We start from the raw sequence: 22,219 nt of genomic DNA, 5'->3' as shown, positions 1-22,219 counted from the left end.
GTTTTTAAATTAAAGGAATTCAATAATTGAATGAGAATTGCTTCTTGTCTTGGCTCTATATTCTAGACTCTTTTTATCAGAAAACACTTTTACATTAAAATTTAACATTCACAATTTATTATTTCAACGCGTTACGCAAAATAGTAATCGGATGCAAGGCATCTTTCTGTGTTCCATCTTTTATTTGATGGCGACAGCTTGTACCATTTGCAGCTAAAAGCGTATCTATTGAAGCCGCTCGTACTGCTGGAAACAAGGTTTGTTCGCCAACATTCATACTTACTTGGTAATGCTCTTTTTCGTATCCAAACGAACCTGCCATTCCACAACATCCTGAAGCTATAATGGTTGGTTTGTAGTTTTTTGGAAGATTCAAAATATCATATGTACATTTCTGATTTGACAATGATTTTTGATAACAATGTACATGTATTTTAACGTCTTTAATATCTTCCGTAAATGCTTCTGAAGTAATTTCTCCTGCTTCTATTTCTTTTGCTAAAAATTCTTCTATTAAGTAGGTATGTTTCGCAATTTGTTTCGCCGCTTCTTTATCATTAGCCAAACGAATATACTCATCACGAAAGGTTAAAATTGCCGAAGGTTCAATTCCTACCAAAACAGCATTTTCATGTATGACATCTTTAAAAATAGTCACATTCTCATTGGCTACTTTTTTTGCTTCCGCTAGAAAACCTTTCGAAATAAACGTTCGTCCGCTTTCTTTGTGCGAAATATATTTGATTTCGTACCCAAGTTTTGACAAAACGATTAATGCATCTTTGCCAATTTCAGATTCTAAATAATTTGTAAATTCATCACTAAAAATATATACTTTTTTAGATTTATTTGAATTACTATTTAATTGATTTAATGATTTTTGAATTATCTTATCTAAAGTTTTACTTGAACTTAATGGCAATGTACGTTCTGAAGCAACACCAAGTTGTTTTTTAATAATTTTTGACGTAAAACCATTTGTCTTTACAAAGTTTGAAAGTCCCGGAAAGTTGCTCGCCAATTTGTTCGATTTCGTAGAAAATGCAAACATTTTATCACGATGTGTAGGTTTGTTTGATTTGTAATATTGATATAAAAATTCAGCTTTTAAAGCCGCCACATCTACATTACTTGGACATTCGCTTGCACAGGCTTTACAACTCAAACACAAGTCAAAAACTTCCTTTAATGCTGCATGATCAAATTTGTTTTCCTTTTCAGATTGTGTTAAAAATTCTCGCAATGCATTTGCGCGTGCACGTGTGGTATCTTTTTCGTCTTTTGTGGCTCTGTAACTTGGACACATGGCACCTGAAAAAGAGGCAGGTTTTCTACAATCGCCCGAACCATTACATTTTTCTGCCGCACGTAATATTCCTTCATTATCAGAGAAATCCATAATCGTTTCAATTACGGGTTCTTCTCTATCAATTTCATAACGTAAAGACGTGTCCATCTTAGCCGCATCAACTATTTTCCCTGGATTAAATATATTTTTCGGATCAAATACATGCTTTACTTCTTGTAGCAATTCATAGTTCTTCTCTCCTATCATCATCGGAATAAACTCCGCGCGCACAATTCCGTCACCGTGTTCTCCACTAAATGAGCCTTTGTATTTTTTGACCAATTTAGCAACATCACGCGTTATTTTTCGAAACAGTGCAACATCTTCTTGCTTCTTTAGGTTTAGTATTGGACGCAAATGCAATTCTCCTGCACCAGCATGTGCATAATACACTGCTTTTTGCTCGTATTTCTTCATCAATTCAGAGAATTCAGCTATATACGGTGCTAAATCTTCCAGCGCAACAGCAGTGTCTTCAATACATGCAACGGCTTTTTTATCTCCAATAATATTTCCTAACAATCCCAAACCGGCTTTGCGCAACTCCATTGCTTTTCCTATTTCATCACCTTGTAAAATTGGGTAGTGATAACTTTTTCCTTCTTGCTGTAATGAAGTGAGTAACGCTTCTGTTTGCTTTGCTAAGTCGTTTTTGTCTATAGAACGTAATTCTAACAATAAAATCGCTTGTGGATCGCCTTTTACGAAGAATCTATTTTTGGCTTGCGCCAGATTTGACTTTGTACAATCTAAAATAATTTTATCCATCATTTCACAGGTGTACAAATTGTGCTTCATTGTCAACGAAACCGATTGTAAACAGTCTTCTATGCTTTCGTAATGCGCCGCAACTACACAATGATGTTCAGGCGGCAAAACGTCTAATTGTAGCTTTATTTTAGTGGTAAATGCCAATGTACCTTCACTTCCCGAAAGCAGTTTACACATATCAAATGTGTCACTTTCTTTGTTGAAAGGTGCAAAATGTAGCAATTCATCAATGGCATATCCTGTATTTCGTCTGTGAATTTCAGATTTTGGAAACTCAATTCGTATCCGTGCTTGATTGTTGGAATCACTAAGTGTTTCGTATATTTTTTGGTAAATGGTACCTTCTAAGGTTTCTTGTGTTCGTTTTGAATGAAATTTGGCTGTAGAAATCGTTTCAAACGTTACTTCACTTTCGTCAGATAGTATGGTTTCTAACGAAATTACTTTGTCACGCGTAACACCATATTGAATGGAAGTTGTTCCAGATGAGTTGTTTCCTACCATTCCACCAATCATACATCGATTGGACGTTGAAGTATTTGGTCCGAAAAATAACCCGAATGGTTTTAAGTATTGGTTCAATTCATCACGCACAACACCTGGTTCAACTGTAACCGTTTGTTCTGTTTCGTTGATGTCTAATATTCTGGTAAAATGTTTTGAAACATCTACCACAATTCCTTCTCCAACACATTGTCCTGCCAAGGAAGTTCCAGCTGTACGTGGAATGAGTGATACATTTTCTGTTGTAGCAAAATTAATAAGCGTTTTCAAATCTTCAACACCTTTTGGATAGGCAACAGCTAACGGAATTTTACGATATACAGAAGCATCTGTCGCGTATAGTATTTTATGTAAATCATCATAAAAAAGTGTTCCTGCTAAGTTGTTTTTTAAGACTTCTAATTTTGTATTCATGCCACTAATTTGATCGCAATTTGCAATTTTTTCAGCAATATAAACTTATTTTTTAAGTTATAATACTAGAATCAAACTAAGTATAATTATTAAACATAAAGAGATGAAAAAGTTAGTAATTTTAGGTTTATTGTTAGTTGGATATACAGCAACTGCACAAGATATTTCAGATCATGCCATTGGACTACGACTTGGTGGTAACAACGGATTTGGAACTGAAATTTCGTATCAACTCGGATTGAGCAATACCAATAGATTGGAACTTGATTTAGGCTGGAAAGATAACAATGATTATGACGCATACAAGCTAACGGGTTTGTACCAATGGGTTTGGAATATTGACGGTGGATTTAATTGGTATGCTGGCGGCGGCGGCGGATTGGGTAGCTGGAATAGCAACAGAGGCGCAACCAACGATGGTTTTTATGCCTTTGTAGCTGGTGATGTTGGGATAGAGTATAATTTTGACTTTCCATTGTTACTTTCCTTAGATTTTAGACCAGAAATTGGTTTTGTAAAAGGATTTAATAACGATCTTGATTTTGATTTGGCCTTAGGGATTCGCTATCAATTTTAATTTTACTAGCGTAATTATATACATTTAGTTAAATTTGCCATCTAACTTTTAAATTTATTCTATAAATAATGTATACAAACGTGAAAAAAGTATTTTTAATCGCATGTATTGCTAGTACGTTCTTGTTCACTTCTTGCGGAGGAAACCAAGAAGAAAGCGGAGATAGTTCATATGCAATAGAAACAACTATCAATGATTTGCCTGATGGTATCCGTGCATTTTTAAAAGTGCAAAATGAAAAAGGACAACCAATGCCAAAAGATACTGCTATTGTTCAAAATGGAAAGTTCACTTTTTATGGAACCTCTGAAGTTCCAGAAATGGGATTCATTTATGTAAATGGAGCACAAGGAAATATAAATATTATTGTAGAAAAAGGCAACATAAAAATTGACGCTGATAGAAACAATTTGTCAGAAGCTAAAATTACAGGCGGAAAACACAATCAAGAATATTCAGATTTTATAGAAAATTCAAAAGCGCTTTCAACTAAAATTAAATCTGTAAATCAGCGCTATTTACTCGCTACAAAAACAAAAGATACTGCTAAAATTGCTTCTTTAAGTAAACAGGTTAAAGGTTTAGAGGAAGAAGGCACCAATTATCAGAAAAATTATATCAAAGATCATCCAGATTCTTTTATTTCGTTGCAATTGGTAAATCGTATGTTGCGTTATAAAATAATGCCTGTGCAAGAAGCTAAAGTTTATTATGACAAACTTCCTGCAAAAATGAAGAAAACAAGAGTTGCCCAAGATATGAATTTGAAAATTCTTGAAATGACTAGAGCCGCTATCGGATCAGTTGCTCCCGATTTTAAGGCTCCAAATCCTGATGGAAAAATAGTTTCGTTGTATGATATTAAAGGAAAAGTAACGATTATCGATTTTTGGGCGGCTTGGTGTGGACCATGTCGTAGAGAGAATCCGAATGTAGTAAAGTTATACAACAAATATCATGCAGACGGATTAGAAATTATTGGAGTTTCACTTGACGGAAGACAAGGACAAGGAAATGCAAAACAAGACTGGATTAGAGCTATTGAGCAAGATGGTTTGCCTTGGCATCAAATTTCAAATGTTGCTGGATTTAAAGATGGAATTGCAAGAACGTATAATGTACGAGCAATCCCTGCTACGTTTATCTTAAATGAAAAAGGTGAAATAGTGGCTAAAAATTTACGTGGCGCACAGCTAGAAGCTAAAGTAAAAGAATTATTAGGAAAGTAGTTTCATGTAGTAAACTCAATAAAAAGTATATCAAATCCGCTCAAATTGTACAAATGTGAGCGGATTTATTTTTTCAATTTACATTCTTCAGTATTGATTTCAAAAAAAAAGTAAACTTTTCAAAACTGATTTTCAATAAGTTAGTTTTTTATCTAAAAAAACGCTTATTTTTTATTTGCATGGATGAAAAACAATAGTATATTTGCAACCGATTTGAAATAAAAATCAAACTCGTTGGGGAGATACTCAAGCGGCCAACGAGGGCAGACTGTAAATCTGCTGACTACGTCTTCGCAGGTTCGAATCCTGCTCTCCCCACATCAAGCAAGAAACCGATCAAAATTGATCGGTTTTTTTGTTTTATAGAAAAATCAAACAACGTTTGAGCTTTGAAGTAAAACAAAAAAACAGTACAGCGTAAGCTATAGGTTTCTTATTTGCAGAAGTGGTTAGAAAGGATCATGGAATAATCTTGTTTTATAAAAAAAACCAAACAACGTTTGAGCTTTGAAGTAAAACAAAAAAACAGTACAGCATTAGCTGTAGGTTTCTTATTTGCAGAAGTGGTTAGAAAGGATCATGGAATAATCTTGTTTTATAGAAAAACCAAACAACGTTTGAGCTTTGAAGTAAAACAAAAAAACAGTACTGCGCTAGCTGTTGGTTTCTTATTTACAGAAGTGGTTAGAAAGGATCATGGAATAATCCTGCTCTCTTCACAAAAAAACCGATCTTATTGATCGATTTTTTTGTATCTACTCTTTTACCTATGCTTTTTATTTAAACAATAGATTATCAACAATTTACATATACATATTAGAGACTTTAATTCGATAATCAAAGGTTACAAAGCTTTTTAGGCATCTTTTTTTGTCATTAGTTTGTCTTGCTATTATTAATCTATTAAAAGGCATTATTTATGAAAAAGAAGAATTTAAAAAATCTAACATTAAAGAAAAATGCAATTGCTCATCTTAAAGGAGGAAAAGCAGAAGGGGAAGAAAATTTAAGATCTATCTACTATTATTGTACAATTATAACTTGTCCAAGCATGCAATATTCTTGTATGGATCCTTACTGTACTATTGCATAAACGCATTCTTTAAAACACTATAAACAATCTTAAAATAGACAACTTTCTAATTATTCACAATTAGTTAGTCTTTGAATTATTAACTCGTTAAAATTATTATTATGAAAAAAAAGAATTTAAAAAGTTTATCATTAAACAAGAAATCAATTTCAAACTTAGGCGGTGAATTACAAGGCGGGAAAGCACAAGATACTAGTACTGGAATGCCATGTTTAAACTACACGGAACAAGTTACTTGTGTTAACTATACAATTTTCAATTCTTGCGCTGATGTATGTGCTACTGGATTATGTGAAACACAATTAGCATGTCCATCTTGGTGGGGCGGAGAGCTTTGTAACTAGTTTACAATTCTTGAAGCAAAGAAAAAGCGAAACTCAGGTTTCGCTTTTTACATAATATTTATTTCGTTAAAATTTATTCTTGCAAGGTTTTGATATGATCTGCCAGCGCTTCTCCGACTTCCTTATGACCTTTTTTATTCCAATGAGCATCTTCATCAAAATATGAAGCTTCGTTTAATACAGGCATTGGATTGAAGAAATCTATTTTTCGATTCGTTAGTTCTTTCTGAATTGCTTTGTACACATTATCACCTTCTATAACTTCATTAATTTTATCTTTTAACTCAGGATGAATATGCGGATTTTTCTTTGAGAAGAAATAATTTTGAGGAATCAATAATACAGTTAGTTTTCCGCCACGTTCTGAAACCATGTTGTCCAGTTCTTGCAACGCAATAATTCCTCTGTTATTTTCTAAACTTTCTTTTCCCGTTTCCAACGCAACACTGTTTGGTACATTTGGCAATAAGTTTTCAAATAATATTTTTCTGTAGTGCGAACGATTGATCATTTTTACCACCAATTTTGTAAAATAACTGTATCTAATTAGTTTATTGATTGGAAAAACATACAGTTTTGGTGCGTTGTAAATTGAACCTTCATCCGAAATCATTCGCATTGGAATTTCTAACGTATTCGTTGCTCTATCATAATTCGTTTCTTGGATATCAGACGCTAAATCGTTTCCAATATACATTCCTACAACGACATGTTTTGCTTGTAAATCTTTATTGTTTCGAATGAAATATTCATAATGTTCTGGTTGAAATCCACTTAAATACGCATAGTTTGCCACTTTTACACCTTGTAAAGAATCTGCAAATACATTTGAATAACGCTCTTCTACTTCTACTCCATGTCCGAACGTAAATGAATCGCCAAAGAAAGCAACATCAACTTCATTGTTTTCAAGTGTTTCAGTATCGCGCAAGCCTTTTTTATTCGTTTTTACAGACACATTAAATTCTCTGTACGCCCAACGTGATTCATAATTTTCTTTTACAGGAACAACCGCATTTTTAAGTGGTTGTATTTCACCGTCTTCGTTTTGTTTTTTATAGATTGTTAATGGAATCTGTGTGTATGAAGAAGTTGTTTCCGTGTTTTTTGTACTTGAAGATGAAGTCACTCTCAATACAATGTACGAACCAATTTCAAGAAATATCAAGGTAATGACAAAGATGATGAGATACTTTTTTAGATTTTTCAAAAACTTCTTCATATTTCTTTTTGTTTAAATTTTTCCAGTTTTAATCATCACAAATAACGCAATAATTGGCAAAGCCATAGCAATAACGATGTACGTATCAGTATATACGATACTATTTCGAAGTGCCAACGTTATGACAAATCCCGCGACAGCGCCACCAAAATGTGCATCATGACCAATGTTTCCGAGTTGTTTTTTCATTCCATAAATAGAAAATACTAAGTATAGAATTCCAAATATCCATGCTTTTATAGGAATTGGAATAAACAGAAGTCCTAATGTCATATGTGGTTCTAATAAAATTGCCGCGTATAAAATTCCTGTAACGGCTCCACTTGCGCCCAATGCTGTGTATGCGTAGTCTTTTTGATGAAAGAAAAACGATAATAAACTTCCTAAGAGTAAACTTGCCAAATATATTAGAACGAAATTTAATTGCCCAAAATTCATAATCACGATATCTGCAAAGAAATAGAGCGTTAGCATGTTGAAAAATAAATGTGGTGGATTGGCGTGTAAAAATCCTGATGTGATCATTCGGTAATGTTGTCCGTTTTGGATGGCACCAATATTGTAAATGTATTTGTTTCGGAATTCATAATCGTCGAATCCTTTTATTGATACTAATACGTTTGCAACAATGATTCCGATTGTTACAAGTTCTAAATTCATCATAAATAGCCTTTATTAAGTGTCAAATATAGCTATATTTGTCAAAAATTTAGTATACATATGCAGCTTATCGCGTTCATTATTATATATCCAATTCTTTGGTTGATTTCTATTCTTCCGTTTCGTTTGCTTTACTTGTTTTCTGACTTTTGTTACGTACTTGTCTATCATATTGTTGGTTATAGAAAGAAAGTAGTTCGTGAAAATTTAGCGTTGGTCTTCCCTGAGAAAAGTGATGCAGAACGATTAAAGATTGAAAAAAAGTTTTATAGTCACTTGTGTGATATGTTTCTGGAAATGATAAAATCGTTAACAATTTCTGATGCGCAATTACGAAAACGCTTTGTTTTTCCAAATATTGAAGTTTTTAACGAATATGAAAAACAAGGACAAAGTATTATTTTAGTTTCTGGGCATTATGCCAATTGGGAATGGATGAATATTATGGATGAATATGTTTCACATAAAGGATACGGAGTTTACAAACGACTTACTAATAAGTATTTTGACAAACTTATAAGAGATATTCGTGAGAAGCGAAACTCTACATTAATTACAACCAAAAACACATTTAAAACGATTAGAAAAAACCAAGATGATGGTGTTTTAGGTGCTTATTATATGGTTAGTGATCAATCGCCAAAACCATTACCAAATTACTATTGGACTGATTTTATGAATATTACCGTACCGTGTTTTAATGGTTTTGAAGTACTAGCGCGCAAAGCAAATATGCCTTTTATTTATTTTAAAATTGAAAAAGTAAAACGAGGATATTACCAGGGAAGTTTTATTTCTTTAACACCAGAAGGTATTAAAAACTATCCTGTAAACGAACCTACTGAATTGTTTTTTAGAGAATTAGAAAAACAAATACGTGAAGTTCCTGAACATTATTATTGGGTTCATAAACGTTGGAAACATAGAGATAAAGTGCCGCCAGAGTATCAGAAGTAACAGTAATTACACAATTCTACCTTCTTTTGCGGCTTTTGCATCTAACGAACTTCCGATGGCAACTCCTATAGCTAAACCAATTGGTAAACCTAAGGCAATGTTTCCAAAAGCAACGCCCCATGGCATTCCAAGTGCCATTCCTAAAGCCATCCACATACCAATGTAATAGCCTTTACTTACCAACTTGTGCTTGGTTACTGCTGTATTTTTAATTTTTGCTTTCTTTTTTGTGAAATTGCGACGAATTGTTTTGTCTTCAAAACCCGTTTTTGTTGGAATTGCCGCCACAAGTTCATCCATTTGTTGTTGAAATACCTCTAATTCTTTAGGAGAAGCCGCGTGTGTTGCCATTTTTTCAAGCAATCGTTTTAGATAATTTGTTTCAGTTTTCTTATGCAATACTTCTGAAAATGAAGCTGTTTTCTTATCTATTAAGCGAATTGTATTTTCTTTCCAAGTTGTATATGTGGTTTCCATAGCAGTTTTGTGTTATATGAAATAAGTAGTTTATTAGTAAGTTTCGTTACACTGCAAACAAAAATTACCATAATTGCTTCTATTATTATTCATAAACGTATTTGAGTTAACATTTAGTGTAACAACGTTAATACGACGTGTGTAAGATATGTAATTTTGAACTAAACAATAAAAACCAATAGATCATGTCAATTTTAACAATAATTTTAAGTATTATATTTCCACCTGTCGCAGTTGCCCTAAAACACGGACTTAGTGGAACACTAGTAATTAGTATTTTACTAACCCTTTTAGGATGGTTACCAGGTGTAATTCATGCGTTAATTGTAAACAGAGAAGCATAAAATGATGCCTATATTTCGATTTATATCAAGACTTATTGACGACGAAGATCCTGTGATTGTAATGCCTTTTGGCGGTTATGCAAATACAGAAAAAATGTTTGCGCAAGCGCGTGTACTAGAAGATGAAGGTATTACACATTCGCAAGAAGATAGTTTTATCAAAAATTTATACAACTCGTATAAACGATTTGAAACTGATGAAGTTGAAAATGCGCTCGTTAAAGTAACCATAAACGGTAAGGTGATTACACTACATTCAGATAATGAAGGTTATATTTATATAGATACTGAATACCAAACAACACATTTAGAAAACTCTAGAACAAACTGGATTCCAATTACATACCAGCTATTTATTGATGATAAATTGACGCATACTATCAAAGATGAAGTGATGATTCCGAGCGAAACTGCTTCTTTTGGTATTATTTCCGATATGGATGATACTGTTATTGACACAGGCTTATCTTCCACATTGAAATGGAAAGTGATTATCAATTCATTCTTTAAACATAGTAATCACAGAATTCCATTGCAAGGTGCATATGAGTTTTATACATCACTCCGAAAAGGCGCAGATGGCAACCGTGACAATCCGTTTTTTTACTTATCAAATAGTCCGTGGAATTTACACGAATACCTTTCAGATTTTTTAGCATTTCACAATTTTCCAAAAGGAATCGTATTACTTCGTGATATAGGATTCGAAAATCCAAAAAAGAAAACGTTTCAAGAACGTAACAAGTTTATCAAAATAACACACATTCTTGAAACTTATCCAAATTTACCTTTTGTACTAATTGGTGACGCTGTAGATTTAGATCATGATATTTATGTTGCTATTGCCCGAAAATTTCCTAACAGAATCAAAGCTATTTACATTCGTACTGTAACTGATAAAAGGAAGATGGCGTTGGTAAAAGCGCTTGTAGAAGCCACTACTGACGTAGATATTGTTCTGATTGAAAGTACAGATAAAGCAATTGCACACGCTGAAAAGAATCAACTTATACAAAAATCATGAAAAAAATTTTTCGTATCTCACTCATTGTATTAATTGTAGTGGTTGCTGTAATTTATCTGCGCATTTCCAATGCAAAGAAATCATTTGAAACGTGTACCATTCATAATATTGATGATTTAGAAACCACCGATTTCAAAAAACATAAAACAGTTGTTGTAAGTGCTAGCAGTTTGTATGAAGCCGATATTACTAAAACATTATTGCAAGGTGAAAATTACAGAGATGCTTGGACCGCAAAAGTAGAAGTACCCATTGTATTTTTAGACACACTTTTTGGTGGTGTCGAAATTATAAAAGAAGGTGGCGGAAAACAAACGCATTCACTTCGGATACAAGGACAAAAAGATAGTATTGTGTACACGTTGAGAAGTATTAACAAGAATCCTGAAAAACTAGTGCCAGAGTTTGCGAAAGTTTTAGGGTTGGAAAATATAGTCATTGATGGTATTTCATCACAACATCCATATGCCGCGCCAGTTGTAGCAAGACTTGCCGAAAATATTACTATTCCGCACACAAATCCGAAAGCACTATTTTTACCGAAGCAAGCTACGTTAGGAAAATACAATGAAAAATACGGGAATCGTTTATTTTTATTAGAATATGAAACTGAAGGAAACGTCAATTGGACAACCTATGAAAATGTAACAAAACTTGTAGATACTGAAGATTTGCAAGAACTGAAAATGGAGTTGAACGACAGTTTAAAAATTGACAAATCGAGCTTGGTGCGTGCACGCTTATTTGATTTAGTTATTGGCGATTGGGACCGACATAGCAAACAATGGGGTTGGGCAATTGTTAAGAATGAAACGAATTACACAGCATTTCCAATTCCAGGAGATAGAGACAATGCTTTTTTTACTGCTAGCGGATTAATTCCTTCAATCATTACCAATGAAAATGTGGTGGAAGAATTGCGCCCATTTCAAAATGATATAGCATACATGGAAGGACTTATTTACGATTTTGATGTCTATTTTCTACAAGATACGCCACAAGCTGTTTTTGTAACCGAAGCTAAGTACATTCAAACACAATTAACGGACGAAGTTATTGAAAATGCCTTGCGTTATTGGAATGATGATTTGTACGATCGTTATGCAAATGAAATTGCAGTGAAAATAAAAGCGCGCCGAGATCAGCTTACTGAATTTGCAAAAGAATTTAAGCGTATTCTTGACACTAAACCTTTACTAAACAAACCACTAAAAGGTAGTGAACGCGACGATGTTGACGCCAACAAACTTAAATGTTTTGAATGTTAACTTTTTCAATTTAACATGTAACTACCTAAATTTCAATACGTTTACTGTCTATTCTTTTTACTACTTTTAAAATTTTAGTAAATCTACACCATAAAAAAAGCCATCCAATCGGATAGCTTTATTCATGTACGTTAACAGCTTTTACAAATTTGCAATTGCTTCAATTTCTTTAATAATTCGTTGTGCCAAATCATCAGCTTCTTGTTGTGATTTTGCTTCTGTATAGATTCTAATAATTGGTTCTGTATTCGATTTACGCAAGTGAACCCAATTTTCAGCAAAATCAATCTTTACACCATCAATCGTAGTTACATCTTCGCTTTTGTATTTTGCTTCCATTGCTTTTAAAATTCCATCAACATCTAATTCTGGTGTCAATTGAATTTTATTCTTACTCATAAAATAGCTTGGATAACTATCACGCAATTCGCGAACTGTCATTCCTTTTTCTGCCAAATGTGTTAAAAATAACGCAACTCCAACCAATGAATCACGTCCGTAATGTGAATCTGGATAAATGATTCCTCCATTTCCTTCTCCACCAATTACAGCGTTTGTTTCCTTCATTTTAATCACAACATTCACTTCTCCTACAGCACTTGCTTGGTAAGTTCCACCATGTTTTTCAGTTACATCACGCAACGCTCTTGAAGATGATAAGTTAGAAACTGTATTTCCTTTTACTTTTCCTAAAACATAATCGGCACAGGCAACTAAGGTATATTCTTCGCCAAACATTTCTCCATCATCACATATAAATGCCAAACGATCTACATCTGGATCAACGACAATACCAAAATCAGCTTTTTCTTTTACAACCAATTCTGAGATATCTGTTAAGTGTTCTTTTAACGGTTCAGGATTGTGTGGAAAATGTCCGTTTGGTTCACAGTACAATTCTACAACATCAACATTTAATGCGCGCAATAACTGCGGAATTGCAATTCCACCAGTAGAATTTACACCATCAACCACAACTTTAAAATTTGCTTTTTTAATAGCATCTACATCAACTAACGGAAGATTTAATACTTCTTCAATATGCTTGGTAATGTAAGTATCATTTGGTGTTACAGTTCCTAAATCGTCTACATCGGCAAAATCAAAATCGTCACTTTCTGCAATTTCTAAAATTTGTGCACCATCAGCGCCATTTAAAAATTCACCTTTATGATTTAATAATTTTAACGCATTCCATTGTTTTGGATTGTGACTTGCGGTTAAAATAATTCCTCCATCAGCATTCTCCAAAGGAACCGCTACTTCTACCGTTGGTGTTGTAGACAAATCTAAATCGATTACATCAATACCTAAACCAACTAACGTGTTTACCACTAAACTCTGAATCATAGCTCCAGAAATTCTGGCATCTCTACCGATAACAACTGTGAGTTTCGATTTGTTATATTCTTTTTTCAACCAAGTTCCGTAAGCACTTGCAAATTTTACAGCATCAATTGGTGTTAAATTTTCACCAACATTTCCTCCAATAGTTCCACGAATCCCTGAAATTGATTTGATTAAAGTCATTCTTCTCTTAATTAAAAATTCACGCAAATATAAAAGATATTGGCGGATTTTGTTCGTCACACATAATTATTAATGATTTCATAATTCTGTAAACGATTATTTGTGTAAATTGGGAAGTGCGTTTTGCTATTCCTAGCTGCGCTTAATTTAAAAAACTATACGTGAATTTTTTAGCACATATTTACCTTTCTCACGACGACAACGATATAAAAATCGGAAACTTTATTGCTGATAGTATTCGTGGAAAAAAGTATAAAAATTATCCATCACAAATTCAACGTGGAATTCTGTTACACAGACACATAGACACCTTTACAGATGCGCATCCAACGGTGCGACAAAGCACAAAACGCTTGCATAAAAATTACAGTCATTACAGCGGCGTGATTGTAGATATTTTATACGATCATTTTTTAGCAAAAAACTGGAAAACCTATTCAGATATTCCGCTTGCAACCTATGTTGAAGATTTTTACAATTTGTTAGAAGATAATTTTGAAACGCTTCCGCTGAATATACAACGCTTACTTCCACACATGATTCACGACAATTGGTTGCTCAGTTATGCTTCAATTGAAGGAATTACGAAAGTTTTGGAAGGAATGAATAGAAGAACGCAAAATCGTTCCAAGATGAATTTGGCCGTCGTAGAACTTCAAGAATTTTATACAGAATTTGAATCGGAATTTACTTCTTTTTTTAGTGAATTAATCGAATTTTCAAAACATAAACTAGACGAATTATAAAAGATAAACCTACATGAAAAACATACTTTTTATTGGAATTGTGAGTGTATTGCTGTTTTCTTGTAAAAAAGAACAACCTCAAAAATCGACACCAGAAATTATTGGTGTAGTATCTGAAAATGCAATGGTTGTTTCGGCTCGTGAAGAAGTTTCTAAGATTGGAAATTTAATTCTTAAAAAAGGCGGAAATGCTTTTGATGCCATGGCTGGAATGGAATTAGCGTTAGCTGTTGCCTATCCGTATGCAGGAAGTTTGGGCGGTGGCGGATTTATGGTTTATCGGTTAGAAGATGGAAGTATTGGCTCGTTAGATTTTCGTGAAAAAGCACCACTAGCGGCTACAAAAAACATGTATTTAGATCCTGAAACGGAAGAAGTTATTCCTAATAAAAGTACGCTTGGCGCAATGGCTGTTGGAATTCCTGGAAACATTGCCGGAATTTACGCTTCGCATGAAAAATTTGGAAAATTACCAATGGAAGCTATCATTACACCTGTAATTGCATTGGCAAAGAAAGGTGTTGTAGTGACCAAAAAACAACAAGAACGATTGGAAAACTATCGTGAATATTTCTTAAAAGTAAACGATTCTAATTTCTTTCTCGCGAAAGCGTGGAAAGCAAATGATACTATCAAACGAATTCAATTGGCAAAAACTTTAGAACGCCTAAAAGAAAACGGACGCGACGAGTTTTACAAAGGTGAATCTGCACAAATTTTAGTAGATTTTATGCAAAAATCTGGCGGAATTATGACTATGGACGATTTGGCAAAATACGAAGTCAAATGGCGAACTCCAATTACATTTACGTACGACGATTTACGCGTAATTTCCATGTCGCCACCATCAAGCGGAGGCGTTTGCTTGGCAGAAATTATGAAAGCGATTGAACCGTATAATTTAGACGAATTTGGTCATAACTCTGTAAAAGCTATTCAATTGATTACGGAAGCTGAACGGCGCGCGTACGCAGACAGAAGTTACTTTTTAGGTGATCCAGATTTTGTGACCATTCCATTAGAAACATTACTCAGTGAAAATTATCTCAACAAACGTATGGAATCGTTTTCTTTTGAAAAAGCGACACCATCTTCGGAAGTTTCGCATGGAACTATTGAAATTGTGGAAAGCGACGAAACGACGCACTATTCTATCGTAGATCAGTTTGGAAATGCAGTTTCAGTAACAACAACTATTAACGGCGCGTATGGTTCTAAGTTGTTTTGTGAGGAATTGGGTTTCTTTTTAAACAACGAAATGGACGATTTTAGTGCAAAACCTGGCGTTCCGAATATGTTTGGTCTTATTGGTGCTAAAGCGAATAGTATTGCACCAGAAAAACGCATGTTGAGTTCTATGACACCTACAATTGTGGAGAAAAATGGTAACTTGTATATGGTTGTTGGAACACCTGGCGGATCAACGATTATTACGTCGGTTTTACAAACTATTTTAAATGTACATGAATACGATATGGGCATGCAAGAAGCAATTAATCAACCACGATTTCATCACCAATGGTTGCCCGATACTGTAAAGATGGAACCAATAGGGTTTAGTGCCGAATTACAAGCCGAATTGACAAAACTTGGCTATACAATTGACGCTACAAATAGTCCTGTTATTGGTAAAGTTGAAGGCATTTTAATACTATCAGACGGAAAACTGGAAGGTGGCGCAGATCCACGTGGAGATGATAAAGCGGTTGGGTATTGAGGTTATAAATGCTACATTATAAATGTAAAATTTTTTTAGACTTGTTAGATTTGTTTTGCTTTTGGTATTTTGTTTATCTAACCATTATTTCGAGTGATTTTTGCAAAAAATTGTACCGAGAAATACTTTGAATATAAAAACTAATGGAATTCGTACCAAAATTACAAAAAGCCTTTGAAGTTAATGCCAATGCTGACAACCAACAACAAATGGAAGTGTACATGCGCAATTTGTTTCATTTTCATGGGATTAAAGCACCAATTCGGAAACAATTGACCAAAGAGCTCCTACCCGATTATAATCAGTTTCTACAAGAAAATATTCGGGCAGTTGTAACTGAATTGTATAATTTACCTCAACGTGAATATCATTATACTGCAATGGAATTGTATCAAAAGTTTTCCAATAAAAAGTATGAGTTGAAAGATGGACGTTTTTTTACACAGATGATTACAACACATTCTTGGTGGGATTCTGTCGATTTTTTAGCAAAACATGTGTTTGGAAAATATTTACTTCAATTTCCCGAACAGAAACGAAAAATGGTTGATTATTATTCGGAAAGTGACAATATGTGGTTGAATCGGTCTGCAATTTTGTATCAATTGAGTTATAAAAACGAAACGGATGAAGCGGAATTATTCAAGCAATGCACGTTGCATAAGGATTCTGAGGAATTTTTTATTCAGAAAGCAATTGGTTGGGCGTTGCGCGAATATGGAAAAGTTCAGCCAGAAGCTGTGTTACACTTTGTAAAAGATACGAAATTGAAAGAATTGAGTGAACGTGAAGCGATTCGGAGATTGATTTAGATTTTGAGTTTTAAGTTTTGCTACGTTTTTTCTACATTTTGAATGAAAAGCTTAAACGAACCTAAGTTCGATATAAAAATCAATAGCGGTTTTCTTCTTTTCCGCAGTATAGCAGGGATTTTTCGTTAAAAATTTTTGAACCCTTGGAAATCAAAGATTCATGAACTCATTAATTTGAAATAGAAACTAGTGAACTAAAAAAATTAGAAAAATTCGTGCGGTTTTAGTTTTTCACAACAAGAAAAACTAAAAATACCTCTAGAAATGTTAATATTCATGAATGTCAAAATTGAAAATTATATTATACTGAAATCCTCAATAATCCTTAAATTTTGATTTTGTAAAAATTATATCGAACTCACGTTAAACTATTAAACTTATACACACTTAAGCTTCGTTTCTTGATGGTTGTAAGTTGTGATTCTATACTACAAACTACTTGTACATTTTATATTTAACGTTTTACATTTATTATTTAACAAAAAAAGACCAACACAATGGCTGATCTTCTTTATATGTTTGATAGCCAGAAAGCTTACATTTTGACTACTTTTTGAGTTTTTACACCTTTAGCAGTTTTAATTTTTACAAAATAAATTCCCGCAGCTTTTTGTGACATGCTTAGGTTTATAGTATTTGCATTGTAGCTTTCTTGCGACAAGATTCTTCCTTGCATATCGTACATTTCAATGCTTTTAATGCTAGTATTTGCCGTAATTAGTACGTTGTCCTTGGTAGGATTTGGATATACAGTAATACTTTTATCTTCTTCAAATTCTTGCGTGCTTAATACTACAAATTCAGTACTCGCAATGTTTGTTTGAATTGGAAAGTTATAATCGAAAAAGATACGCGCATCGTTACTTACAATGTCGTTTTCGACTAACGTATTTTGTGTTCTTATTTTTAGTAGAATATTTCCATGTCCATCCACTGGAAGAAAGATGTTTTGAAAGATAAATCGAACCATCGTACCATTGATACTTACAGTTGCATCATGCGAACTACTGAGCATTCTTAGTGTGTTTATGTCAAATTCCGCAACATCAATGTCCATTTCGACAATTATGTTTTCTGCAAAGAATGTTCCTGTGTTTTCAAAGTTTATGACGTAATGCAAATATTTTCCGATGGCATCAGGATTTTCAGTACTTCCTTCTAAACAAGTAATGTCATTTGGATCATACGAACCAACCACAGTTTGTTGAAGTTCAAATAGGTTATCTTCTGGAAAGATATCACCCACAATTGGATTTATCATTGCAGTGTAAGACAACTGATCGCCATTGTTTACAGGTGGTGTTGCTGTTGGCGGATTTATGTTTAATACTACATAGAAGTCTCTATTTTCAAAAGGAACTAAGTCTGTATACGTCCAATTGATCAGTCCAGGTGTTTGTGAACTTGGCATTTCTGTACTACTCACAAAGTTTGAAATTGTATCATCATATGCAAAGCTTATATCGCCAGAAACCGTTTGATTTCCTTTGTTTTTATAGTTTATCCAATATACAGCGTCAAATCCGGGACGTGCAAACTCAATTGGAGCTATTGTTATTTCGACATCAGGATTTGTACCACTATTGGTTACACAAAAATCCCGATCCACTACACTATTGTTTGTGCTTGGAAAATTGGCAGTAGCATTCGCTGGACTTACATTGAAGAATGCTACATTTTCTATGTTTGGTGTTATGGTGTAATTTCCTGTCGTTGTGAAGTATGAATAATCACCTGCAGTATCTGTAAATACAGTCGTTGTTGTTGCTCCTTCTGTAATATCTACAGATGTGTACGCAAATACGATATCATCCGTTCCATTGCAACCATCATTGTTGATGTCATACGCTACGTTTCCTTGTATTTTGTTGTAATTGGTATCATACGGATCTGAACCTAGTACCACTTCCAATGCATTGTTTACATCATCATTGTCACAGTTAGCGGCTTGCCATACTGAATTATCAGCGTCACATCCGGTATAACCAACATTTTGAACAGGATCGCAAGGATCGTTGTAATTGGTTCCATTGAGCGTTTCTTGTCCGTTGGAAATTCCATCACCATCTACATCTTCTACGGCTTCACCAACACAGTTGCAATTTTCATCTATAAAATCGGATTGTGTTGCAGGATCGCCATCATCACACGAAGCACCAACGGTAGCACCACCACAACTTCCATCATCATTGATTGTAACGGTTCCTGTATCGCTACTATTTATTGTATTTCCCGAAGTTACGACACCTTGTATAGTAAATGTTTCTGGAGTTTCAAACATATCATCATTCGTTATCGGAATTGTGACACTTGTAGTAGTTTGTAGCGCAGGAATTGTTACTGTAGTCATTACCGACATATAATCATTTGGATTGATGGCTGTATTGTCTGTAGTTGTGATATTAATTGTTGTATCAACAGAACTTTGTCCATTTATTGTAATTGGAACAACAATGTTTCCTGCATCTTCTAAAACAGAGATATCATTAATAATTAATGTACTTTCATCATTATCTACGATTGTGATGGTTCCTGTATCAGAAGAATTTAATGTATTTCCTGTAGTTACTACGCCATATACCGTAAAATCGGTAGTAGGTTCGCCTATCATATCATCAGTAATGGGAACTTCAACACTTGCCGAACTTTGATAGATAGGAATTGTAACAGTTACCGTTGTAGAAATGTAATCATTTGGATTCGTTGCTGAATTGTCTATGGTATTTATTTGAATTATTGTTTCTACAGGGCTTGGTCCATCCATAGTAATAGGTACAATAACACTACCTGCATTTTCAGAAATCGTTACATCTCCTATAACCATTACAGAATGATCATTATCAGTAATCGTAACATCTCCCGTATCTGAATAATTAGCTGTATTTCCACTAGTTACAGTTACATTTAGATTAAAATTCTCTGTAAATTCAACAGTAACATCATCAAGTATGTGAATTGAATATGTAAAATTAGTGAGTCCAGCGGCTAATACAATTCCAGTTTCGTCAACAGGTGTGTAATCAACTGGACTTACGGCAGTACCGTTTGAAGTTGCTATATCAAAAACTGTATCTACACTACTAGGATTGGTTAATGTAATCGCTATTGCTACAGTTCCATTAATTTCATTAACAATTACATCTTGAACACTAAAGAAAGGATAATTATTTGCTCCTATAGTGACCGTTCCTGATGCATTGGTATTGGCGGTGTTTCCACTAGTTACGGTTCCCGTTACAAAAAAGTTTTCTGTAGGTTCCCCAATGCCATCATCTGTTATAGGAATGGATACACTTATACTTAGCTGTCCTGCTGGAATTGTTGCAGTTACAACTGTGGTTGTGTAATCCTCTGGATCAGTTGCAGTATTGTCTACTGTAGTAATACTAATTACCGTATCAACAGTATCTGTTACATCTAGCTCAATAGGTATAAATGCCGAACCTTCATCTTCGGTAACCGTTACATCACCTATGGTAAGAACTGGCATATATGTCGTTTTTGTTGACGTTTTTTTTGGAGAAAGATTGGTTGATTTGTTCGCATGACTTAACGAAAAAACAAATAGCAGGAAAAATCCGAGTACTTTTATTCGCATGGTTTTAATGTTATTCTTTTGGTTTGTTGTAAATATAAACTACTATTTTATTTTTCAAATTAGAATCTGAAAAATTTTCCTAAATTATATTCGAAAATTAGTAAAAGTGCAATATGCTAAAATTAGTATAGATACACATTCGTTACCAACTGTGAAACAGTAGCATGATCGCTTCCGCCAGCAGGTTCGATGGTAATGTTTAGTGAGGTAGCTTCATCAATGTATTGTAGTACAACAACATCTTGGCTTTTGTCTATGATTCCCATATTAATCATTTCGCCATCAACATCAGCCCACATTTGATAGGTTTTATCGGCAGGTAATGCTGGAAGTTTCTGCACATTTACAATTGCTGATTTTTCTTCATGATTGATGTAAGCTGTTGCAAATCCGTTCGGAATTTTAGCATTTCCTTTGAGTGCATATTGTAACGTATTCGGATCTTTTACAACTTCGGCAAGTACTTCAGAAGTTTGTAAGTCTCCTTCTAAATTTGCAATTTGTGTTTTTATTGTTTGTAGTTCTTGTTGTGTAATTTGTAAATCGTTCTGAGTAGTATTCCATTCATTAAACATCCACAACGAACTTACCATAAAAATTGCGGCTAATCCTGCGGCAATCCACATAAAGGTTTGTGAACTTACTATTTTTTCAGCTGTAGCTGTAGTAGTTATTTCTTTTTCTTTCGGAAGTGTTTTTAGTGTTGAATCGTTTTGAATTGCCTTTAGTATATTGTCTTTTACAAAACTTGGTGGCTGCACCGCATTTTCAATAGCTATGTTTTCAAAATCTTGCTCAATTTTAGCATAATGATCTGCTAATACTTTATCTTCAGCTAACATTTTTTCAAGCACAACAACTTGCTCTTCAGGTAAAGTACCTAAAAAGTATTGTTCTAGCATTCCGCTTTCTATGATCGTATTTCTATCTTTCATGTCAACAGTTCAATAATACATAGCAATACTAATAATTCTTTTGCATATACAACACGCAACTTTTCTACTGCTTGTCGCACATACGATTTAAACGTTCCTAATGGCACATTCATTTCTTCATGTGCCTCTTTGTGCGTAAGTCCATTAAAATATACGAGTTGTAGGGCTTTTTGATGATGTGCATCTAATTTAGACAATGCTCCTTTTAATTCTGTATGCAATGCTATATTTTCTGAAACTCCTTGTTCTTCATCTGTATATACACTTAAATCTTCCATTTGGATGAGTTTTTCATCTTTTCTTAGAAAATTTAAAGTTGTATTTCGTGCAATTCTATACAACCAAGTATAAAATTTTCCTTTTGAAGCATCATACAAATGTGATTTATTCCATGCCTTCATAAAAGTTTCTTGCAAAATTTCTTGCGCCGCTTCTTCATTGCTACACATTCGAATGATAACACCATATATAGCACCAGAATACTTGTCGTATAGCTTGGTTAGTGCGGTTTCATCTCGATCTTGAAATCGAGCAATTAATATGGTTTCGTTGTTCACGTGTAAAATAAATCTTATCAAATTTAAAAAAAAAATCGACCTAGCTCATCCAAACGCTAAAAACTTGTGTATATAATATTGAAAGCGCTTAA

20 protein-coding genes and 1 tRNA gene are annotated in these 22,219 nt (G+C 33.9%); 13 read left to right on the top strand and 8 right to left on the bottom strand.

Annotation, left to right across the window (positions count from 1 at the left end):
* Window positions 1–118: 118 nt before the first annotated feature.
* Window positions 119–3,037, bottom strand: a complete 2,919-nt coding sequence (locus ACQ654_RS00285) for an FAD-binding and (Fe-S)-binding domain-containing protein (RefSeq protein ID WP_430408303.1) — start codon at window positions 3,035–3,037, stop codon at window positions 119–121.
* A 103-nt stretch (window positions 3,038–3,140) separates the two neighbouring features.
* Between ACQ654_RS00285 and ACQ654_RS00280 the strand changes: the two genes are divergently transcribed.
* The 6 genes from ACQ654_RS00280 to ACQ654_RS00255 all read left to right on the top strand — a co-directional run bounded on the left by ACQ654_RS00280 (window position 3,141) and on the right by ACQ654_RS00255 (window position 6,280).
* Complete coding sequence (locus ACQ654_RS00280) at window positions 3,141–3,614, top strand: hypothetical protein (protein ID WP_430408302.1); 474 nt, start codon at window positions 3,141–3,143, stop codon at window positions 3,612–3,614.
* Window positions 3,615–3,694: 80 nt separating this feature from the next.
* Window positions 3,695–4,843, top strand: coding sequence for a redoxin domain-containing protein (locus tag ACQ654_RS00275; RefSeq protein ID WP_430408301.1), 1,149 nt, complete (start codon window positions 3,695–3,697; stop codon window positions 4,841–4,843).
* A 236-nt stretch (window positions 4,844–5,079) separates the two neighbouring features.
* A tRNA-Tyr gene (locus tag ACQ654_RS00270) sits at window positions 5,080–5,161 on the top strand.
* Between the two features lie 182 nt (window positions 5,162–5,343).
* Window positions 5,344–5,583 (top strand): hypothetical protein, encoded by a 240-nt coding sequence (locus tag ACQ654_RS00265; RefSeq protein ID WP_430408300.1) that lies wholly within the window; start codon window positions 5,344–5,346, stop codon window positions 5,581–5,583.
* A gap of 179 nt (window positions 5,584–5,762) precedes the next feature.
* Entirely contained in the window at window positions 5,763–5,936 is a 174-nt protein-coding gene (locus ACQ654_RS00260; protein ID WP_430408299.1) for a hypothetical protein, read from the top strand.
* Between the two features lie 101 nt (window positions 5,937–6,037).
* Entirely contained in the window at window positions 6,038–6,280 is a 243-nt protein-coding gene (locus ACQ654_RS00255) for a hypothetical protein (RefSeq protein ID WP_430408298.1), read from the top strand.
* Window positions 6,281–6,353: 73 nt separating this feature from the next.
* Here the strand turns inward: ACQ654_RS00255 and ACQ654_RS00250 are convergent, their stop codons facing one another.
* On the bottom strand, window positions 6,354–7,502 hold the full coding sequence (locus ACQ654_RS00250; RefSeq protein WP_430408297.1) for a hypothetical protein: 1,149 nt from the start codon (window positions 7,500–7,502) through the stop codon (window positions 6,354–6,356).
* A gap of 12 nt (window positions 7,503–7,514) precedes the next feature.
* Window positions 7,515–8,162, bottom strand: a complete 648-nt coding sequence (locus ACQ654_RS00245; RefSeq protein WP_430412987.1) for a rhomboid family intramembrane serine protease — start codon at window positions 8,160–8,162, stop codon at window positions 7,515–7,517.
* Between the two features lie 60 nt (window positions 8,163–8,222).
* On the opposite strand from ACQ654_RS00245, the gene ACQ654_RS00240 reads away from it, so the two are divergent.
* Complete coding sequence (locus ACQ654_RS00240; RefSeq protein WP_430408296.1) at window positions 8,223–9,119, top strand: lysophospholipid acyltransferase family protein; 897 nt, start codon at window positions 8,223–8,225, stop codon at window positions 9,117–9,119.
* A gap of 6 nt (window positions 9,120–9,125) precedes the next feature.
* Here the strand turns inward: ACQ654_RS00240 and ACQ654_RS00235 are convergent, their stop codons facing one another.
* Window positions 9,126–9,596, bottom strand: coding sequence for a hypothetical protein (locus tag ACQ654_RS00235; protein WP_430408295.1), 471 nt, complete (start codon window positions 9,594–9,596; stop codon window positions 9,126–9,128).
* 185 nt (window positions 9,597–9,781) lie between these two features.
* Here ACQ654_RS00235 and ACQ654_RS00230 point away from each other — a divergent pair, with 185 nt between their 5' ends.
* Genes ACQ654_RS00230 through ACQ654_RS00220 form a run of 3 tightly spaced genes read left to right on the top strand, consistent with a single transcriptional unit; the run spans window position 9,782 to window position 12,232 of the window.
* A complete protein-coding gene (locus tag ACQ654_RS00230) occupies window positions 9,782–9,940 on the top strand; it encodes a YqaE/Pmp3 family membrane protein (RefSeq protein ID WP_430408294.1) in 159 nt (52 codons plus the stop codon).
* Window positions 9,941–9,944: 4 nt separating this feature from the next.
* Entirely contained in the window at window positions 9,945–10,964 is a 1,020-nt protein-coding gene (locus ACQ654_RS00225; protein WP_430408293.1) for an App1 family protein, read from the top strand.
* A complete protein-coding gene (locus ACQ654_RS00220) occupies window positions 10,961–12,232 on the top strand; it encodes a hypothetical protein (RefSeq protein WP_430408292.1) in 1,272 nt (423 codons plus the stop codon). The genes ACQ654_RS00225 and ACQ654_RS00220 overlap by 4 nt, the downstream gene beginning before the upstream one ends.
* A gap of 141 nt (window positions 12,233–12,373) precedes the next feature.
* Here ACQ654_RS00220 and glmM read toward each other — a convergent pair whose 3' ends face one another.
* Window positions 12,374–13,762 carry a phosphoglucosamine mutase gene (gene glmM / locus ACQ654_RS00215; RefSeq protein WP_430408291.1) on the bottom strand — a complete coding sequence of 463 codons (1,389 nt, stop codon included), beginning with the start codon at window positions 13,760–13,762 and terminating at the stop codon, window positions 12,374–12,376.
* A gap of 161 nt (window positions 13,763–13,923) precedes the next feature.
* Here glmM and ACQ654_RS00210 point away from each other — a divergent pair, with 161 nt between their 5' ends.
* The 3 genes from ACQ654_RS00210 (at window position 13,924) to ACQ654_RS00200 (ending at window position 17,037) form a co-directional block, all read left to right on the top strand.
* A complete protein-coding gene (locus ACQ654_RS00210; protein WP_430408290.1) occupies window positions 13,924–14,508 on the top strand; it encodes an ACP phosphodiesterase in 585 nt (194 codons plus the stop codon).
* A 13-nt stretch (window positions 14,509–14,521) separates the two neighbouring features.
* Complete coding sequence (gene ggt / locus ACQ654_RS00205) at window positions 14,522–16,225, top strand: gamma-glutamyltransferase (RefSeq protein ID WP_430408289.1); 1,704 nt, start codon at window positions 14,522–14,524, stop codon at window positions 16,223–16,225.
* 143 nt (window positions 16,226–16,368) lie between these two features.
* Window positions 16,369–17,037, top strand: a complete 669-nt coding sequence (locus ACQ654_RS00200; protein ID WP_430408288.1) for a DNA alkylation repair protein — start codon at window positions 16,369–16,371, stop codon at window positions 17,035–17,037.
* A gap of 535 nt (window positions 17,038–17,572) precedes the next feature.
* Here the strand turns inward: ACQ654_RS00200 and ACQ654_RS00195 are convergent.
* The 3 genes from ACQ654_RS00195 to ACQ654_RS00185 form a co-directional block, all read right to left on the bottom strand.
* Window positions 17,573–20,635 (bottom strand): DUF7619 domain-containing protein, encoded by a 3,063-nt coding sequence (locus ACQ654_RS00195; protein ID WP_430408287.1) that lies wholly within the window; start codon window positions 20,633–20,635, stop codon window positions 17,573–17,575.
* 122 nt (window positions 20,636–20,757) lie between these two features.
* Complete coding sequence (locus ACQ654_RS00190; RefSeq protein WP_430408286.1) at window positions 20,758–21,570, bottom strand: anti-sigma factor; 813 nt, start codon at window positions 21,568–21,570, stop codon at window positions 20,758–20,760.
* Window positions 21,567–22,127 carry an RNA polymerase sigma factor gene (locus tag ACQ654_RS00185; protein ID WP_430408285.1) on the bottom strand — a complete coding sequence of 187 codons (561 nt, stop codon included), beginning with the start codon at window positions 22,125–22,127 and terminating at the stop codon, window positions 21,567–21,569. Before ACQ654_RS00185 ends, ACQ654_RS00190 begins: the two co-directional genes overlap by 4 nt.
* Window positions 22,128–22,219: the final 92 nt, after the last annotated feature.

This window comes from Kordia sp., assembly GCF_965283645.1.
In the GTDB taxonomy this organism is placed as follows: domain Bacteria; phylum Bacteroidota; class Bacteroidia; order Flavobacteriales; family Flavobacteriaceae; genus Kordia.
Note: the sequence above shows the minus strand (reverse complement) of the source record. Positions and strands in the feature narration are given on the sequence as shown.

Excerpts from the sequence above, each read along its gene's own strand:
- ACQ654_RS00285 (WP_430408303.1), bottom strand. The coding sequence starts at position 3,037 with ATGAATACAAAATTAGAAGTCTTAAAAAACAACTTAGCAGGAACACTT.
- ACQ654_RS00280 (WP_430408302.1), top strand. The coding sequence starts at position 3,141 with ATGAAAAAGTTAGTAATTTTAGGTTTATTGTTAGTTGGATATACAGCA.
- ACQ654_RS00260 (WP_430408299.1), top strand. The coding sequence starts at position 5,763 with ATGAAAAAGAAGAATTTAAAAAATCTAACATTAAAGAAAAATGCAATT.
- ACQ654_RS00255 (WP_430408298.1), top strand. The coding sequence starts at position 6,038 with ATGAAAAAAAAGAATTTAAAAAGTTTATCATTAAACAAGAAATCAATT.
- ACQ654_RS00250 (WP_430408297.1), bottom strand. The coding sequence starts at position 7,502 with ATGAAGAAGTTTTTGAAAAATCTAAAAAAGTATCTCATCATCTTTGTC.
- ACQ654_RS00245 (WP_430412987.1), bottom strand. The coding sequence starts at position 8,162 with ATGAATTTAGAACTTGTAACAATCGGAATCATTGTTGCAAACGTATTA.
- ACQ654_RS00240 (WP_430408296.1), top strand. The coding sequence starts at position 8,223 with ATGCAGCTTATCGCGTTCATTATTATATATCCAATTCTTTGGTTGATT.
- ACQ654_RS00235 (WP_430408295.1), bottom strand. The coding sequence starts at position 9,596 with ATGGAAACCACATATACAACTTGGAAAGAAAATACAATTCGCTTAATA.
- ACQ654_RS00230 (WP_430408294.1), top strand. The coding sequence starts at position 9,782 with ATGTCAATTTTAACAATAATTTTAAGTATTATATTTCCACCTGTCGCA.
- ACQ654_RS00225 (WP_430408293.1), top strand. The coding sequence starts at position 9,945 with ATGCCTATATTTCGATTTATATCAAGACTTATTGACGACGAAGATCCT.
- ACQ654_RS00220 (WP_430408292.1), top strand. The coding sequence starts at position 10,961 with ATGAAAAAAATTTTTCGTATCTCACTCATTGTATTAATTGTAGTGGTT.
- glmM (WP_430408291.1), bottom strand. The coding sequence starts at position 13,762 with ATGACTTTAATCAAATCAATTTCAGGGATTCGTGGAACTATTGGAGGA.
- ggt (WP_430408289.1), top strand. The coding sequence starts at position 14,522 with ATGAAAAACATACTTTTTATTGGAATTGTGAGTGTATTGCTGTTTTCT.
- ACQ654_RS00200 (WP_430408288.1), top strand. The coding sequence starts at position 16,369 with ATGGAATTCGTACCAAAATTACAAAAAGCCTTTGAAGTTAATGCCAAT.
- ACQ654_RS00195 (WP_430408287.1), bottom strand. The coding sequence starts at position 20,635 with ATGCGAATAAAAGTACTCGGATTTTTCCTGCTATTTGTTTTTTCGTTA.
- ACQ654_RS00190 (WP_430408286.1), bottom strand. The coding sequence starts at position 21,570 with ATGAAAGATAGAAATACGATCATAGAAAGCGGAATGCTAGAACAATAC.